Annotated in this window: 13 protein-coding genes; 8 read left to right on the top strand and 5 right to left on the bottom strand. The window is 71.1% G+C overall.

Annotated features, from left to right (window positions below; all coding sequences use genetic code 11):
- Positions 1 to 188: 188 nt before the first annotated feature.
- Entirely contained in the window at positions 189 to 1187 is a 999-nt protein-coding gene (locus tag ACFPQ9_RS18770; RefSeq protein WP_380854205.1) for an NADP-dependent oxidoreductase, read from the bottom strand.
- Positions 1188 to 1299: 112 nt separating this feature from the next.
- On the opposite strand from ACFPQ9_RS18770, the gene ACFPQ9_RS18765 reads away from it, so the two are divergent.
- The 3 genes from ACFPQ9_RS18765 (at position 1300) to ACFPQ9_RS18755 (ending at position 4027) form a co-directional block, all read left to right on the top strand.
- Positions 1300 to 1596 carry a hypothetical protein gene (locus tag ACFPQ9_RS18765; RefSeq protein WP_380854203.1) on the top strand — a complete coding sequence of 99 codons (297 nt, stop codon included), beginning with the start codon at positions 1300 to 1302 and terminating at the stop codon, positions 1594 to 1596.
- 176 nt (positions 1597 to 1772) lie between these two features.
- Positions 1773 to 2807, top strand: coding sequence for a phosphotransferase family protein (locus ACFPQ9_RS18760; protein ID WP_380854201.1), 1035 nt, complete (start codon positions 1773 to 1775; stop codon positions 2805 to 2807).
- 5 nt (positions 2808 to 2812) lie between these two features.
- Positions 2813 to 4027 (top strand): acyl-CoA dehydrogenase, encoded by a 1215-nt coding sequence (locus tag ACFPQ9_RS18755; protein WP_380854199.1) that lies wholly within the window; start codon positions 2813 to 2815, stop codon positions 4025 to 4027.
- Between the two features lie 17 nt (positions 4028 to 4044).
- Here ACFPQ9_RS18755 and ACFPQ9_RS18750 read toward each other — a convergent pair whose 3' ends face one another.
- The 3 genes from ACFPQ9_RS18750 to ACFPQ9_RS18740 are packed head-to-tail and all read right to left on the bottom strand — an operon-like array spanning position 4045 to position 7128.
- Entirely contained in the window at positions 4045 to 4638 is a 594-nt protein-coding gene (locus ACFPQ9_RS18750) for a TetR/AcrR family transcriptional regulator (protein ID WP_380854197.1), read from the bottom strand.
- A 55-nt stretch (positions 4639 to 4693) separates the two neighbouring features.
- The gene (locus ACFPQ9_RS18745; protein ID WP_380854195.1) at positions 4694 to 6358 is read right to left on the bottom strand and encodes a class I adenylate-forming enzyme family protein; all 1665 of its coding nucleotides are present in this window, start codon (positions 6356 to 6358) and stop codon (positions 4694 to 4696) included.
- Positions 6355 to 7128: an SDR family oxidoreductase gene (locus ACFPQ9_RS18740; RefSeq protein ID WP_380854193.1), complete on the bottom strand. Its 774-nt coding sequence runs from the start codon at positions 7126 to 7128 to the stop codon at positions 6355 to 6357. Before ACFPQ9_RS18740 ends, ACFPQ9_RS18745 begins: the two co-directional genes overlap by 4 nt.
- 187 nt (positions 7129 to 7315) lie before the next feature.
- Here ACFPQ9_RS18740 and ACFPQ9_RS18735 point away from each other — a divergent pair, with 187 nt between their 5' ends.
- Positions 7316 to 8548, top strand: a complete 1233-nt coding sequence (locus ACFPQ9_RS18735) for an exo-beta-N-acetylmuramidase NamZ family protein (RefSeq protein WP_380854191.1) — start codon at positions 7316 to 7318, stop codon at positions 8546 to 8548.
- A 95-nt stretch (positions 8549 to 8643) separates the two neighbouring features.
- A complete protein-coding gene (locus tag ACFPQ9_RS18730) occupies positions 8644 to 9972 on the top strand; it encodes a serine-threonine protein kinase (RefSeq protein WP_380854189.1) in 1329 nt (442 codons plus the stop codon).
- A 21-nt stretch (positions 9973 to 9993) separates the two neighbouring features.
- Here the strand turns inward: ACFPQ9_RS18730 and ACFPQ9_RS18725 are convergent, their stop codons facing one another.
- The gene (locus ACFPQ9_RS18725; RefSeq protein ID WP_380854187.1) at positions 9994 to 12792 is read right to left on the bottom strand and encodes a penicillin acylase family protein; all 2799 of its coding nucleotides are present in this window, start codon (positions 12790 to 12792) and stop codon (positions 9994 to 9996) included.
- A 232-nt stretch (positions 12793 to 13024) separates the two neighbouring features.
- Between ACFPQ9_RS18725 and ACFPQ9_RS18720 the strand changes: the two genes are divergently transcribed.
- From ACFPQ9_RS18720 to ACFPQ9_RS18710, 3 genes are all read left to right on the top strand, one after another.
- Positions 13025 to 13630, top strand: coding sequence for a hypothetical protein (locus ACFPQ9_RS18720; protein WP_380854186.1), 606 nt, complete (start codon positions 13025 to 13027; stop codon positions 13628 to 13630).
- 103 nt (positions 13631 to 13733) lie between these two features.
- A complete protein-coding gene (locus tag ACFPQ9_RS18715) occupies positions 13734 to 14480 on the top strand; it encodes a 3-keto-5-aminohexanoate cleavage protein (protein WP_380854185.1) in 747 nt (248 codons plus the stop codon).
- An 88-nt stretch (positions 14481 to 14568) separates the two neighbouring features.
- Positions 14569 to 15636, top strand: a complete 1068-nt coding sequence (locus tag ACFPQ9_RS18710; RefSeq protein WP_380854183.1) for an RNA ligase (ATP) — start codon at positions 14569 to 14571, stop codon at positions 15634 to 15636.
- Positions 15637 to 15816 lie beyond the last annotated feature (180 nt).

Raw genomic sequence — 15816 nt, 5'->3', positions numbered from 1 at the left:
TCCATCCCCGGGGGCTGCCGCCCCCGGACCCCCGCTTCGGCCTGAACGGCCTCGTGCTCAAACGCCGGACGGGCTGAAAAACTCAGCCCCTCCGGCGTTTGAGGAGCGGGGTCTGGGGCGGAGCCCCAGAAGGATGGGACGGGTAGGGGCGGCGGGGGCGAGAAACTGTTCGGGCCGCCCACCCACCGCTACTCCGCCCCCTCTGCCTCCTGCCCCTGCTCCTGCCACAACCCGTCCGGTGTCGCCGCCTCCTCCGTGTCCCAGTCCACGGTGACCACGATCTTCCCCCGGGTGCGGCCCTCCTGGTTCAGCCGGTGGGCGTCCGCCGCGCGCTCCAGCGGGAACGTCTCCGAGACATGCACGGTCACCACGCCCTGTTCCGCCAGCTCGGACAGCCGCAGCAGATCCTCGGCGTCCGGGCGGACGAAGTAGTAGCGGCCGCCGTAGTCCACGACGTCGGGGTCGGCGATCGACACCAGGCGGCCCTCGGGCGCCAGCAGATTGGCGGACGCCTTCAGCGCGTCACCGCCGACCGTGTCGAATGCCGCGTTCACACCCTCGGGGGCCAGCCCGCGCACGCGTTCCGTGAGACCGTCGCCGTACTCCACGGGTTCCCCGCCGAGGCCGCGGACGAAGTCGTGGTTGCGCTCGCTCGCCGTGCCGATCACCCGGGCACCCAGATGGCGGGCGAGCTGGACGGCGATCGAGCCCACGCCGCCCGCCGCGGCGTGCACCAGGACGGTCTCGTCCCGCTTGACCTGGAGCACCCTGGTCAGGACCTGGTACGCGGTCAGCCCCACCAGAGGCAGTCCGGCCGCCTCCTCCCAGGTGAGGTTGCGGGGCTTGCGGGCGAGGGTGCGCACGGGAGCGGCGACGTACTCGGCGAAGGTGCCCCGGGAGAGGAAGTCCTCACGGACGTATCCGATGACCTCGTCGCCGACGCCGAACTCCGTGACGGATACGCCCGGCTGCACCACCACACCCGCGACGTCCCACCCCGGAACCACCGGGAAGACCGGTTCGATCAGCCGGTCCATGTAGCCCTCGCGGCACTTCCAGTCGACCGGGTTGACCGCCGCCGCCCGCACCTTGACCAGCACGGAGTCGGGCCCGACCCGTGGGTCGCGCACATCTCCGTATGCGAGCGCCTCGGGCCCGCCGTAGCTTGAGTAGCTGATCCCCTTCATGGCTCCGACCCTCCGGGGTGACCGCACGCCACGCAAGCCGAATGGCCGGATATGCGGCGTTCGCGTGGCAGCCTGTCGCACGTCATCACCCGCTCCTCCGAAGGTGAGCACCATGACCACCCTCCACACGGAACACCGCTCCCACACCCACGCCCACGGCCCCGCCTGCGGACACACCGCGGTGCCGCACGGCGACCACACCGACTACGCGCACGACGGCCATCTGCACCGCGAGCACGCCGGGCACTGGGACGAGTGCGAGGCGGACGGACACCACGCGCACGACGGCCACGCCCATCAGCACGGCGCCGACTGCGGGCACGAGAGTGTGCTGCACGGCGACCACGTCGACTACCTCCACGACGGCCACCGGCACGCCGCGCACGACGGCCACTGGGACGATCACTGAGCTCGGAGGCGCATCGCCGAGTCCAGAAACGCCCCATGAACAGCTCCCCGGCGCCCGGCGCGGGGAGCTGTCGGCCTATCGTGGCCCCGATCACGTTCGGCTCCCGCACTGGACTACATACCGACTGGTCGGCATCATGAGACAGGTCCCGTTCACCTGCCTTTGAGGAGCCCTGTATGAGCCCCGACCATCCGCCCGGACTCGATCTCGAACGGCTGCGCGGCCTGCTCGAGCGCGAGCTGCCCGGTCTGGCGCAGGGTCCGCTGACCGGCCGGCTGATCGAGGGTGGACGGTCGAACCTCACCTACGCGGTCTCCGACGGCACCTCGAACTGGGTCGTACGACGTCCTCCGCTCGGCCATGTCCTCGCCACGGCGCACGACATGAAGCGTGAGCACCGGGTCATCAGCGCCCTGTACCCGACGGACGTGCCGGTGCCGCGGCCGGTGCTGCTGTGCGAGGACGAGGAGGTGCTCGGGGCTCCGTTCTACGTGATGGAGTTCGTCGAAGGCACCCCGTACCGCACCGCCGACCAGCTGGCCCCGCTCGGCCCGGAGCGCACCCGGGGCGCGGTGCTGTCGCTGGTGGACACCCTCGTCGAGCTGCACGCGGTGGACCCGGCTTCGGTCGGCCTCGAGGACTTCGGGCGGCCCGAGGGCTTCCTGGACCGCCAGCTGCGCCGCTGGGGCAAGCAGCTGGACGCCTCCCGCAACCGTGAGCTGGCCGGCATCGACGAGCTGCACGCGACGCTCGGCCGACAGCTGCCCACATCCCCCGCCGCGACCGTGATCCACGGCGACTACCGCCTCGACAACGTCCTGATCGGCGAGGACGACCGGATCAAGGCGATCCTCGACTGGGAGATGTCGACGCTCGGCGACCCGCTGACCGACCTGGGCCTGCTGGTGATGTACAGCATGCCGCTGGGCATGGCGCAGTCCCCGGTCTCCACGACCGCCGAGGCACCCGGGCACCCCGCACCCTCCGAACTCATCCAGCGGTACGCCGAACGCTCCGGGCGCGATGTCTCCGCGGTCTCCTGGTACACGGCGTTCGCCTGGTTCAAGCTCGCCGTGATCCTGGAGGGCATCCACTACCGCTACACGCTGGGCCAGACGGTCGGCCGCGGTTTCGACCGCATCGGCGACCTGGTCCCGGTCTTCATCGAGCACGGCCTGACCACTCTTCAAGAAGGCATCCAGGAGGGCTGACGGACATGGACTTCGCGTTCGACGCACGCACCGAGGAACTGCGCGCCAAACTGCTGGCCTTCATGGACGAGCACGTCTACCCGGCCGAGGCGGTCGCGGAGGAGCAGCGGGCGGCGCTGGCGTCCCCGTGGGACACCCCGGCCGTGGTGGAGGAGCTCAAGGCCGAGGCCCGCAGGCAGGGTCTGTGGAACCTCTTTCTGCCCGACACCGAGTACGGCGCCGGTCTCACCAACCTCCAGTACGCCCCGCTCGCCGAGATCACCGGCCGTTCCCCGCACCTGGCACCGACGGCCACGAACTGCGCGGCGCCCGACACCGGGAACATGGAGGTGCTGTCCCAGTTCGGCGACGAGCAGCAGAAGAAGCAGTGGCTGGAGCCGCTGCTGGCGGGTGAGATCCGCTCGGCGTTCGCGATGACCGAGCCGGACGTGGCCTCCTCGGACGCCACCAACATCACCACGCACATACAGCGGGACGGCGACGAGTACGTCATCACCGGCCGCAAGTGGTACATCTCCGGGGCGATGAACCCGGACTGCAAGATCCTCATCGTGATGGGCAAGACGGACCCGGACGGCGCGGACATCCGCCGTCAGCAGTCCATGGTCCTGGTCCCCCGCGACACCCCGGGCGTCACGATCAAGCGCGCCATGCAGGTCTTCGGCTACGAGGACCACTCCCACGGCGGCCACGCCGAGGTGATCTTCGACCACGCGCGCGTGCCGGTGTCCAACCTCATCGGCGAGGAGGGCGGCGGCTTCGCCATCGCCCAGGCCCGGCTCGGCCCCGGCCGGATCCACCACTGCATGCGGCTGATCGGCATGGCCGAGCGGGCGATCGAGCTGATGTGCCGCCGGGCCGCCTCCCGCACGGCCTTCGGCAAGGCGCTGGCCCAGCAGGGTGTGGTGCACAACTGGATCGCCGACGCGCGGGTGACCGTGGAGCAGCTGCGGCTGCTGGTCCTCAAGACCGCCTGGCTGATGGACACCGTCGGCAACAAGGGTGCCCACACCGAGATCCAGGCCATCAAGATCGCCACCCCGCGCGCGGTCGTCGACATCCTCGACCGTGCGATCCAGCTGCACGGCGCGGGCGGCGTCAGCCAGGACTTCCCGCTGGCCGAGCTGTACGCCGGGGCGCGCACGCTGATGATCGCGGACGGGCCGGACGAGGTGCACCAGCGGTCGCTGGCGCGCCGGGAGTTGAAGAAGTACCTGTGAGCTGAAGTCCCGGTCAGCTAGGGCCGCAGAGCCCTCAGCAGCAGGTCGGCCAGGTGGTCGGCGAGCTGCTGGGGGCTCATCGGGCCGTCGGGGCGGTACCAGGTCGACAGGTGGTGCACGGAGCCGAAGTGGTAGTCGACCACCAGGTCGGCCGGGGTGGCCGTGGAGAAGACGCCCGTCTGCTGGCCCTCTTCGATGAGCGCACGGAAGCGTTCGTGGTAGCGCCGGCGCTCGGCGCGCACCTGTTTGTTCTTCTCCGGGCTCAGGTGGTGCATCGAGCGGAAGAAGATCATCGCGTCGTCGAGGTTCTCGATGGTCGTCACCACGACGTCCGCCGCGGCGCCCCGAAGCCGCTTCTCGATGGGCTCGTCGGCGTCCGCGAACGCGTCGAGCCGCTCCTGCTGGACGCGCAGCACGCGCGCGTACACCTCGTGCAGGAGGTCGTCCTTGGAGCCGAAGTAGTGGTACAGCGCGCCCTTGGTGACGCCTGCCGCCTCCACGATCTCCTGCACCGAGGTGCGGTCGTAGCCCTGCTCCGCGAAGAGCCGGGTGGCGGCGGCGAGCAGCCGCTGCGGGACGGGCGTACCGTCTCCGTCCGTCGTCCTGGCCACTGTGCCGCCACCTGCCCTTCCGAGGTGTTCCGCTTGCCTTCGTGCCGTGCGCTGTCTAGCCGTTGTTCGCGCGGGAACGGAGTTCCCGACGGAGGATCTTCCCACTCGCCGTCTTCGGCAAGTCGGGCAGGACCTCCACCTGCCGCGGGTACTTGTAGGCGGCCAGTCTCTCCCGGCAGTACGCCGCGAGTGCGTCGGGGTCCGCTTCGGCACCCGGACGGAGGCTGATGTACGCCTTGACGGTCTCTCCGCGGTACCCGTCGGGCACGCCGACGACGGCCGCCTCGCGCACCGCCGGGTGCGTGTAGAGCACGTCCTCGACCTCGCGCGGCCAGACCTTGAAGCCGGACGCGTTGATCATGTCCTTCTTGCGGTCGACGACGTACAGCCAGCCCTCGGCGTCCATGAAACCGATGTCGCCGGTGCGCAGTTCGCCGTCGGGGAAGGTCTCGGCGGTGGCGTCGGGGCGGCGCCAGTAGCCGGGGACGACCTGCGGTCCCCGGACGACGATCTCGCCCTGCTCGCCGAACGGCACCTCCTCGCCCTGGTCGTCGACGATCCGTACGACCGTCTCGGGCCCCGGCACGCCCACGGCGAGCGTCCCGGAGGCCGGGTCGACGGGGGCCTCCAGGCCGGGCGGTACGGCGGCGCAGGGGGCGGTGCACTCGGTGAGGCCGTAGCCGTTGCGGATGTACGGCCCGAAGCCGGCCCGGAACTTCTCCACCAGGGCGGGCGGCAGCGGGGCGCCGCCGGAGGAGATGTTGACGAAGGACGCGAAGTGCTCGCGGCGGACGTCCGGGTGGGCGGCCAGCGCCATGAAGGCGGTCGAGGGGCCGACGGTGTAGTGCGGCCCGTGCTCGGCGAACGCGTCGAGCACGACGCCCGCCTCGAAGCGGTACGCCAGCACCAGCAGCCCGGCGCTGTTGAGGCAGGCGGCGAACTGGGCGACCATCCCGGTGATGTGGAACAGCGGCGCCATCGCGAAGTAGACGGGCGCCTCGGGCAGCGCGAGGCCGGTGCGCTGCCGCTCGGCGTTGTACATGATGTTGCCGTGGGTGTTGGTGGCGCCCTTGGGCGTGCCGCTGGTGCCCGAGGTGTAGCTGATCAGCGCGATGTCGGAGGGGCCGGGGTCGCGGCCCTGCGGCGCCTTGTGCCCGCCGCGCGCGACCGCCGCGAGGTCGTCGGCGTCGGCGGCCTGCGGGAGCCGTTCGAAGGTGAGCACGCGCGCGTCGCCGCGGGTCTGGAAGTCCAGCTCGCACCCGGTGAGCACGATCCGTACGGGCGAGCCGGCGGCCGTCTCGCGCAGATACGACTCCCAGGCCCGGTCGGAGCAGATCAGCGCGGCCACGTCGCCGTCCCTCAGGACGTGGGTGACCTCCCCCGACTTGTACATCGGGTTGACGGGCACGACGACCGCCCCCGCCTTCCAGGCGCCCAGCACGGCGAGCACGAAGTGCGGGGAGTTCTGCAGCAGGACCGCCACCCGGTCGCCGCGCTCCAGGCCGCGCTCGGCGAGGTGCCCGGCCACGGAGTCGCTGAGCTCGTCGACCTCGCCGTAGGTCAGACGGCCGTCGAAGTAGGCGAGGAAGGGCCGGTCGGGGCTCTCGGCGGCGACGCGGCGCAGGGCGTGCACGAGGGAGTCGTCCGGCGTTATCGAGGCGCGCTGGGTGTCGCTGAGCAGCGAGAGCCAGGGCTTGGCCGCGTATCGGGAGCCGGTCACCGGGTCTCCTCCCACTTCTGCTGGAGGTGGTTCATGCCGGCCAGCCAGCGGTCGGGATCACCGGCGCGCGCCTCGTAGAACCCGGCGACCTCGGGGTGCGGCAGGATCAGGAAGCGGTCCTCCTCCATGCCCTTGAACAGGGCGTCCGCGACGTCCTCCGGCGCGATGGCGGTGGGCTTGAGCACCAGGTCACCGGCGGTGCCGGTGGCGGCGAGCATGTCGGTGCGGACGCCCTGCGGGCAGATCGCGTGGACCTTGATCCCGCGGTGCCGGTACGTCAGCGACAGGTACTCGGCGAAGGCGTACGCCCCGTGCTTGGTGACGGCGTAGGGCGCGGCGCCGATCATGGTGAGCAGCCCGGCGGCGGAGACGGTGGAGACGAAGCGTCCGCTGCCGCGCTCCAGCCACTCGGGAAGGAGGGCGTGCGCGGCCCGGACATGAGCCATGACATTGACGTCCCAGGACAGCGACCACGCCTTGTCGTCGCCGAGGTCGTCGAGATCCGGCCCGCCGAAGGCGACCCCGGCGTTGGCGCAGTAGACATCGACGACACCGCCGAGCGCGTCCCGTGCGTCGGCGACGACCGCGGAGGCGTCGCCGGGGACAGCGATCCCGCCGATCTCGTCGGCGACGGCAGCGGCCTTGGCGGCGTCCAGGTCGTTGACGACGACCCGGGCGCCCGCGGCGGCGAACCGACGGGCGAGCGCGGCCCCGATGCCACCCCCCGCTCCGGTGACGACCACTCCGGCATCCTGCACGGCTTCCACCATTGGTCTCCTTCGACTGCGGCTCACCTTCGACGGCCAGACTAACCGGTCGGTATGTCCGATGGAAGGCCGACTGCCACCCCGCAGGGGCGCGGGGCCGTATCGATGTGCGGCTCCGCCGCGTGGGCGCGACGAGCCACGAACCACCGGCACCTTCCCCACAACCTGCGGGAGCAATACCGTGCCCCCCATGCGCCTATCCAGACGAGCTCTCCTCGCAGCGACAACGGCAGCAGCATCCCTACCTTCGGCAGCGGCGGCAGCCGAACGCACCGGCAACCTGCGCACCGGCTTCGAGCGCCTCGCAGCCGACGGCTACTCCGTCCTGGACGGCCAGAAGGTCGGGATCGTCACCAACCCGACCGGCGTGACCAGGGACGTCCGGCACATCGTAGACGTCATGCACGCCGACAAAAGGGTGAATCTGAAGGCCGTCTTCGGCCCCGAGCACGGTTTCCGCGGCACCGCCCAGGCAGGGGGCTCGGAGGGCCGCTACGACGACCCGGCGACCGGGCTCCCCGTCTACGACACGTACCTCAAGAGCGGCCGGCCGCTGGCCGACATCTTCACCGCCTCCGGCGTCGACACGGTCCTCTTCGACATCCAGGACGCGGGCGCCCGCTTCTACACCTACATCTGGACCCTCTACGACTGCATGGAGGCGGCCCAGCTCGCCGGCAAGCGCTTCGTCGTACTGGACCGGCCGAACCCCGTGACCGGCCGTTCCGCCCAGGGCCCCGTCCTGCACATGGAGTTCTCGACCTTCGTCGGGCGCAGGCCCATCTCGCAGGCGCACGGCATGACGGTCGCCGAACTGGCCAGGCTGTTCAACGGGGAGTTCCTCACCACCCCGGTGCCCCTGGAGACCGTACCGATGACGGGCTGGAAGCGGTCCGCGTTCTACGACGCCTGGGGGCTGCCCTGGGTGCCGCCGAGCCCGAACATGCCCACCCCGGACACCGCCCTGGTGTACTCGGGCACCTGTCTCTTCGAGGGCACCAACCTCTCCGAGGGGCGCGGCACCACCCGCCCCTTCGAACTGCTCGGCGCGGAGGGCATCGACCGGCGCTGGGCGGCAGCGGCCAACGAACTGCGCCTGCCCGGCGTGCACTTCAGGGAGGCGTACTTCGCGCCGACGTTCTCGAAGTTCCAGGGCAAGACCGTCGGCGGCGTACAGATCCATGTCCACGACCGCGCCGCCTACGACCCCGTCCGCACCGGAGTCGCCCTGCTGGTGACCGCCAAGAAGGTGTGGAGCGGGTTCGCCTGGCGCTCGGACAACTGGATCGACAAGCTCACCGGGAACAACCGGGTCCGCACGCTGATCGACGCGGGCACGAGCGCCGACGAGGTGGTCGCGGACTGGCAGCGGGAACTGTCGGCGTTCCGCCGGACCCGCCGGGAGTATCTGCTGTACACATGAACGGCCCACGGATGAGTGACGACGTATGGCCATTCCCGCCCGCCGGCAGGACGATGCGCCCGTAGCGCACCGTCACGGGGGCAAGGGGGCCTGTCATGGCGAAACCGGCAGTGGGCGTGACTCCTTACTGGGAGCTGACCTTCGACGCGGACGGGGACCCGGACGCCGGACGGCGGGACCGGCTGCTGGCCGGGGTGGCTCGGCACGACGTCCGTGATCTGATCGTCTTCGCGCACGGCTGGAACAGCGACCGCTCCGGCGCGACCCGGCTCTACGACGGCTTCTTCGCCCCGATCCCGCGCCTCGTGCCGGAGGCGAGGGTCGGGTACGTGGGCGTGGTCTGGCCGTCGATGCGGTTCTCCGACGAGCCGATCCCGGACTTCCCGCGGGCCGTGGCGGCCGAGATGCCGCGCCGGCCGGTGCTCGACAAGGACACGCGGCACGCGCTCCTGGAGACGTTCCCGGGGCGGGCCACCGTGATCGACCAGATCGCGCGGCTGCTGGACCAGCAGCCGCGCGAGGAGGCCGAGTTGGATGAGTTCGGGCGGCTGGTGCGGCTGCTGGTGGACGTCGTGCCGCCGGGGCCGCAGGCGCTGTTCGCCGCGGACACGCTGTGCGAGGGGGTGCCGCAGGACTCGCCGGACCTCTTCGCCGGCCCCACGGCGGCCGTGTGCGAGGACTTCGCGCAGGCGCTGACCCATCTCGAAGCGCCGGACGGCACGCCGGAAGGTGCGGCGTCCTTCTCGTTTCCGAACCCGTGGGAGGGCGCTCACGAGCTGCTGCGGCAGGCGACGTACTACGCGATGAAGCGGCGTGCGGGAACGGTGGGCGAGCGCGGGCTCGGCCGGGTCGTGGGGCAGCTGGCCGCGGGCTCCCCCGAGGTGCGGGTGCATCTCGTCGGGCACAGCTTCGGCGCGCGGCTGGTGTCGTTCGCGCTGCGCGGACTGCCGAAGGGTGTGCGCACGGTGAAGTCCGTGACCCTGCTCCAAGGCGCCTTCTCGCACTACGCGTTCGCGTCCCGGCTGCCGCACGACACCCGGGCGGGCGGGGTGCTGGAGGGCCAGCACAACCGCATCGACGGACCGCTGGTCTGCTGCTACTCACGGCACGACTCGGCCCTGTCCACGATGTACCCGCTGGCCTCCCGCATGGCCGGGGACGCGCGCGGTATCGCGGCGCCGGACGTCGGCCGGATGCTGGGCGCCAAGTGGGGTGCGATGGGGCACGACGGGGTGCAGGCGGTGCCGGGGACGAAGTCGTACAAGCTGGCGGACGCGCTGAAGGCGAAGCTGCCGGCGTCGGGCTGCGTGAACGTCGACGCGGCGGGGGTGGTCAAGCGGGGCGGGCCGCCCGCTGGGGCGCACAGCGACATCGTGCACCGCGAGCTGGCGCAGCTGGTGCTGGCGGCGGGGCGCATCCGCTGACCCCGCCGCCTGCCGCTCAGGTCACCTGTGTGACGTGAACTCCACGACCTGCTGATACGTCGGCCGGTTCTGCCAGCTGATCTTGCCGTGCTTGATGCCGCCCAGGGTCCGCTGGACGATGGAGTCGGCGCACCACTGGTCGCCCGCCGCGCACTGGTCGTCACCGGGGTAGACCTGGGCCGCGGTCTTGCCGGCGGCCTCCTTCAGGGTGCTGATCAGGATGTCCCGGCAGGCGGCGAGGCTGCCCCCGCCGCAGTACTTCCGGTCGAGCGGGCCCTGTACGGACTCGCCGAGCACGGCCCGGATGTCCTTGTCGACATAGCTCCACCAGCCGTACTGGAAGGAGCTTCCGGCGTGCGAGCCGGTCGGGCCGTGCCCGGCCGACGGGGACTCGTCGATGGGCAGGCTCGCGGTCATCGCGGCGTACAGCTCGCTGCCGAGGCCCGGTTCGAACTCGGCCTTCACCAGCAGCGGCCACCACGCGTCCAGGATGCGGATCGCGTCGGCGTCCGCGTACTTCTTCGACCCGGCGGACGTCTCGGTGCGCTTGCCGCCGGCCGACAGCCACGTCCGGAGCTTGGTCACGGCCGCCGCTGCCGTGGTGTCGGTCACCGGGGAGCTGCCGACCACCTTGAGCACATCCGGCAGGACGTCCTCGGCGCGCAGGTCGGCGAGGCCCGCGTCGGCCATCGCCTTCACCAGGGAGGCGCGGGTCACGCCGCCCGCGTCGACCAGCTTCTTCACCCGGCTCTCCAGCAGATTGCCGCGGTGCACCGAGCCGTCGCCCCAGGGCGCGGTCGTGTAGTCCTTGGCCTGCTTGTTGTTCCAGGAGATGTAGTAGTCCTGGTCGATGGAGTTGGGGTGCTCGGACGGCGGGGTGTAGGTCGCCGTGTTCGTCGCCGGGTCCCAGCCGCGCCATTCGTACGGCTGCCGCGCCCAGACCGGGAACTCCGCGTCGACCCCGGTGGCACGCACCGGGTTGTTGCCGCTGTTGTAGTAGGCCGTGTGCTCGGAGTCGGCGTAGAACCAGTTGAAGGTGTAGGTGATGTGCTGCGCCGCCCTCTGGAAGTCCTCGGGGCCCTTGACGTAGTCGGGGTCGTTCAGCATCTGGAAGCCGATGATGGAGTCGGCCTCGTGCATATAGGAGGAGCGCAGGGTGGTGTAGGCGACCTTCTTGCCGCCGACGGTCGCGCGGTGGGTGACGGGACCGTACTTCGTGCGCCAGACCCGCATCGTGTAGGAGCCCGCGGGGGTGCTGTCGGCGGTCGTGGGCTTCCAGGCGTTCTTCTGCTCGATCTTCTCCATCGCCGTGCAGGTGCCTCGGTAGAGGTAGTGGTAGTCGTCCTGGCACAGCTCGACGGCGTAGGTGTCGATGATGTCCTGGCCGGAGGTGGTGGCGCTCCACGAGTAGTCCTGGCCGCGGCCGAGCTCGACGTACATGCTCAAGCCGGCGAAGGAGGCGCCGCGGGCGCTGATGCCGGGGCCCTGGATCTCCTGGAGGAGCAGCAGCTGGGGTGCGAAGTAGCCGGTCTGCGGTCCGAAGACGGCGACCGGGTGGCCGCTCGCGGTGTGCTCGCCGCCGACCACGAGGGCGTTGGACATGCCCCGCTTCGCCGAGGTCATGGCCGTGCGGGCGGCCGTGGTCGAGGCGGTGGACGCCGCCGCGCCGGACGCGCTGCCCGTGCGGTCGTACACGAGCTGCTCCTCGCTCACCGAACCGGCGTCGGGCAGGGCCCCGCCCTGCGGGTCGGCGGGCTTGGTGGCGTACGGGAAGCTCTTGTCGTGGACGGTGACGACGGCCTCGGGGTCGTTGCGCTCGCGGAACGACTCCCACAGCTCGGTGCCCTCGGCCACGCCGTACTTCTCCTGGGCGGCCAGCAGGGAGATCGCGTTGTTGACCTCGCCGCCGCCTCCGGAGCCGAACAGGGCGCCGATCACCGAGCCCAGCGCGACCAGGTCGGTCTGCTTGAAGTGCTCGATCGTGCCGGCGTTGGTGACGGAGTCCTTGTGGCCGGTCAGGACGTACTCGCCGGGGAAGTAACGGCCGCTGTCGGAGGCGTCGATGTAGGCGTTGATGCCGTCGAGGTAGGCCTTGGCGTCGGCCAGGGCCAGCCGGCCGCGTTCGCCGTTGGAGGCCACGGCGCTGTCGATCTGCGCCTGGAGCTCGGCCTCGGTATACGGCGCGTTGCGCCAGAACTGCTGCTCAAGGCCCTGGTTGGAGGGCGCGCCGCCCGCGAAGGTGGTCAGTTGGCCACGTCCGACGTGGCGGAATACGTCCATCAGCCACAGCCGGTCCTGGGCCGCGGCATAGCCGGCCCCGAACTCCGTGCCGTATCTGGTGGTACCGGTGATGTGCGGCACACCCGTCTTCTTGTCACGGACGATCGTCACATCGCTGCGCCCTGCGGGACTGACGGTGGAGGCGACTTGGTCGGACGGGACGCCGAACGAGGCGTCGTTGAAGAAGTTGAGAATCGTCGCGTTGGTGAGGCCGGAGTAGCCCTTGGCCAGGTTGGCGTACGGTCCCAGCTGGTCCTCCGCGTGTTCCGGCTGGGTGCCGAAGGCCTGGTTGAGCAGGATCTGGGCGAGGGTGGCGTTGCCGTTCTGGCCCGGCGGCAGGATGTCGGAGCACTGGTTCCCGCAGTGGTCGTTCGCGGCGGTGGCCTCGGCCGCCGCGGCCGGGGACGCGGCGGCCGCCGGGGAAAGAGGTGACAAAAGACCGGCAATCAGCGCGCATACGGATGCCGCCTTCAGGAACCCGGGGGATCCGCCGGGAGTTCTCAGTCTGTTTGGCGCGGTGCGTGGGGTACGCCGTGGCATGGCAGCTCCTACCGACGAGGGTGGGCCGAGAAGTGTTACCGGCGGTATCCCCGGGATTGAAGATGAACATGCGTCAGTTTTTGAGTCACGAGGGATCGCTTTGGAGGTCATCGGAAATCGGATGGAGCCGAATCGCTTGTCGATACGTCTATTCGTCAACGCCGTGCGAAGGCCGTGCGGCAACGCCGAAGTGACCGAAGTACAGGTGCAGATGTGACGGAGGTGCAGGGCGATGGCCGGTTTCCGGAGTCTGGCGAGACAGGTGCGCGATCCGCGGTGCGATCTCGCGCTGCGGCGCTACTCGCTGCGTAAGTGCCTGGAGCGGTTCGCTCCTTACGGGCACAGGGCGACCTGGGACCACTTGTGCTCCCGGGCGGGATTCGGTCCCGAGGACCGCTCCCCCGACCCGGCGCGGCTCGTGGCCGCGTTGGAGGAGCTGGAGGAGGCGCGTTCGGTCTGGCTGGCCTACGAGGTCGAGTTCGCCGAGCGGCGCAAGAAGGAAAAGCACGACGGACTGCGCAGGCCGGGCAGCGTGGACGACTGGCACCGGCTGACCTGGGGTGGTTTCGGAGTCGCCTGGTGCGACGACCCCCGGGTCCACCCGCAGGAACCCCTGGCCGAGGTGCTGCGCCGACTGATCGCCGCGCTGGAGCGCGACCCGGGCGCGGAGTGCCCGGCATGCAGCGGGGGGCGGCTGATCTGGAAGTACGACCTGGCCCATGAACCCTCGTCGGGCCCGGTCTGCACGGACTGCGGGATCGTGGTGCCGCGTCCGGTGCTCACGCCCGAGGCGCTGGCCGCGGCCAGGCGCGGACGGCGGCTGCTGGTGTCCGCCTAGTACGACGGGGGTGCGCCGGGGATGCCGCACCCCCCTTTGCCGGGGCAGCGACGACGGTTGCCGGGCAGCGACAGCTGTCAGTGGTGACTGGCACCATCGACGCATGATCCAGGTGTGTCTCAACGGGCAGCGCGGAGCGGACGGCGGCGCCGTGGTGCCGCTCTCGCCCGAGGCGCTGGCGGACTCCGCGGCCGAGGCCGTCGCAGCCGGGGCCACGGACATCCACGTCCACCCCAAGACCCCCTGCGGACAGGACAGCCTGTCACCGCGGGTGCTCGCGCCGACCCTGCAGGCGATACGGGCCCGGGTGCCGGTGCCGGTCGGGGTGACGACGGGCGCGTGGGCGGAGCCGGATCCCGTGGCGCGGCTGGACCGTGTCCGCAGCTGGACGGTGTTGCCGGACCACGCCTCGGTCAACTGGCACGAGGAGGGCGCCGAGGACGTCGCGGCGGCGCTGATGGAGCGGGGCGTGGGCGTGGAGGCGGGCATCTGGTCCGGGACGGACGGGGCGGCCCGGTTCGCCGCCTCACCGCTGGGGCCGCGGGTGCTGCGGGTGCTGGCGGAGGTGACGGACCCATCGGCGCGGACGGCCGAGGCGACCGCGCGGGCGCTGCTGGCCGACCTGGGCCCGGCGTTCGGCCGCCCGGTGCTCCTGCACGGCGAGGACGCGGGTGCCTGGCCCGTGCTGCGGCTGGCGGGACGGCTGGGGCTGGCGACCCGTATCGGCCTGGAGGACACCCTCACACTGCCGGACGGGGAACGGGCCCTGTCCAACGCCCGGTTGGTGACCGAAGGGCTGATCCAGTACGGCCGGAAGCCCGAGTGCCGGGCCGAGGGACCGCGACGATAGCAGGGGCTAAACGGGTCGCTCCATCCCTTTCCCGTACGGACAGTTGGGGGCGATGAAACGCAACCCGAGCACCTGAAGGAGCCCCCTCATGTCGACACTGCGTGTCACCGCCGAAGTGCTGACCGTCCATGAACATCCCAACGCCGACGCGCTGGAGCTGGCCCAGGTGGGCCTGTACCGGGCCGTCGTCGCCAAGGGCGCGTACCGCACCGGTGAGGCCGCCGTGTACATCCCCGAGCAGGCGGTGCTGCCGGCCGGCCTGATCGAGGAGCTGGGGCTGACCGGGCGGCTGGCGGGCAGCGGGGCCGACCGGGTCAAGGCGGTGCGGCTGCGCGGTGAGCTGTCGCAGGGGATCGTGTGCCGGCCCAAGGCACTGGGCGAGGTGGATCTGACGCGGGCGGCGGCCGAGGGGACCGACTTCGCCGAGCTGCTCGGGATCACCAAGTGGGTGCCGCCGATCCCGCCGACGATGTCGGGCGATGTGGAGTCGGCGCCGGATCTGCTGCCGTGGGTCGACATCGAGAACATCCAGCGGTATCCGGACATCTTCACGCCCGGTGAGCCGGTGGTGCTGACCGAGAAGCTGCACGGGTCGGCGTGTCTGCTGACGTATGTCGCCGACGAGGAGCGGGTGTACGTCTCCTCCAAGGGCTTCGGTGCGAAGTCGCTGGCGCTGCGCGAGGAGGCGCGGAACCTGTACTGGCGGGCGGTGCGCGGTCACGGCGTCGCCGAGGCGGCGGCCCGGCTGGCCGAACGGCTCGGCGCCCGGCGGGTCGGCATCTTCGGCGAGGTCTTCGGGGCCGGCGTGCAGGACCTGACGTACGGCGCCGACGGTCGGCGCGAGACCCTGGGTTACGCGGCGTTCGACGTGTCCGCGGAGATCGACGGAAGCGTGCGCTGGCTGGACGCGGCGCAGGTCCTGGACGGGGAACTGCCCCTGGTGCCACGGCTGTTCGAGGGGCCCTTCGACATCGGGCGGGTGCTGGAGGTCGCGAGCGGGGGCGAGACCGTGTCCGGGCGCCACCTGCATCTGCGGGAGGGTGTGGTGATACGTCCGGCGGTCGAGCGGTACAGCGCGGTGACCGGCGGCCGGGCGATCGCGAAGGCCGTCAGCCCGGCCTACCTGACGCGCAAGGGCGGCACCGAGTACGAGTGAGCGGAGCCGACGGCTGCCCGCAGACCGCGGGCAGCCGGACTGCCTACGGCGCTGCAACGCCCTCAGAGGCGCGGGGCTGTGTCGATATGCGGGCTCCGCCGCGTGGGCGCGACCAGCCACACCCGACGCGCGCCCGCCCTCCGCCCCGAGGCGTCGAGTTCACAGGCGACCGAACCGACC

The organism is Streptomyces coerulescens, from assembly GCF_042657965.1.
In the GTDB taxonomy this organism is placed as follows: Bacteria; Actinomycetota; Actinomycetes; order Streptomycetales; family Streptomycetaceae; genus Streptomyces; species Streptomyces coerulescens.
This window is presented reverse-complemented; position numbering and strand designations above follow the sequence as displayed.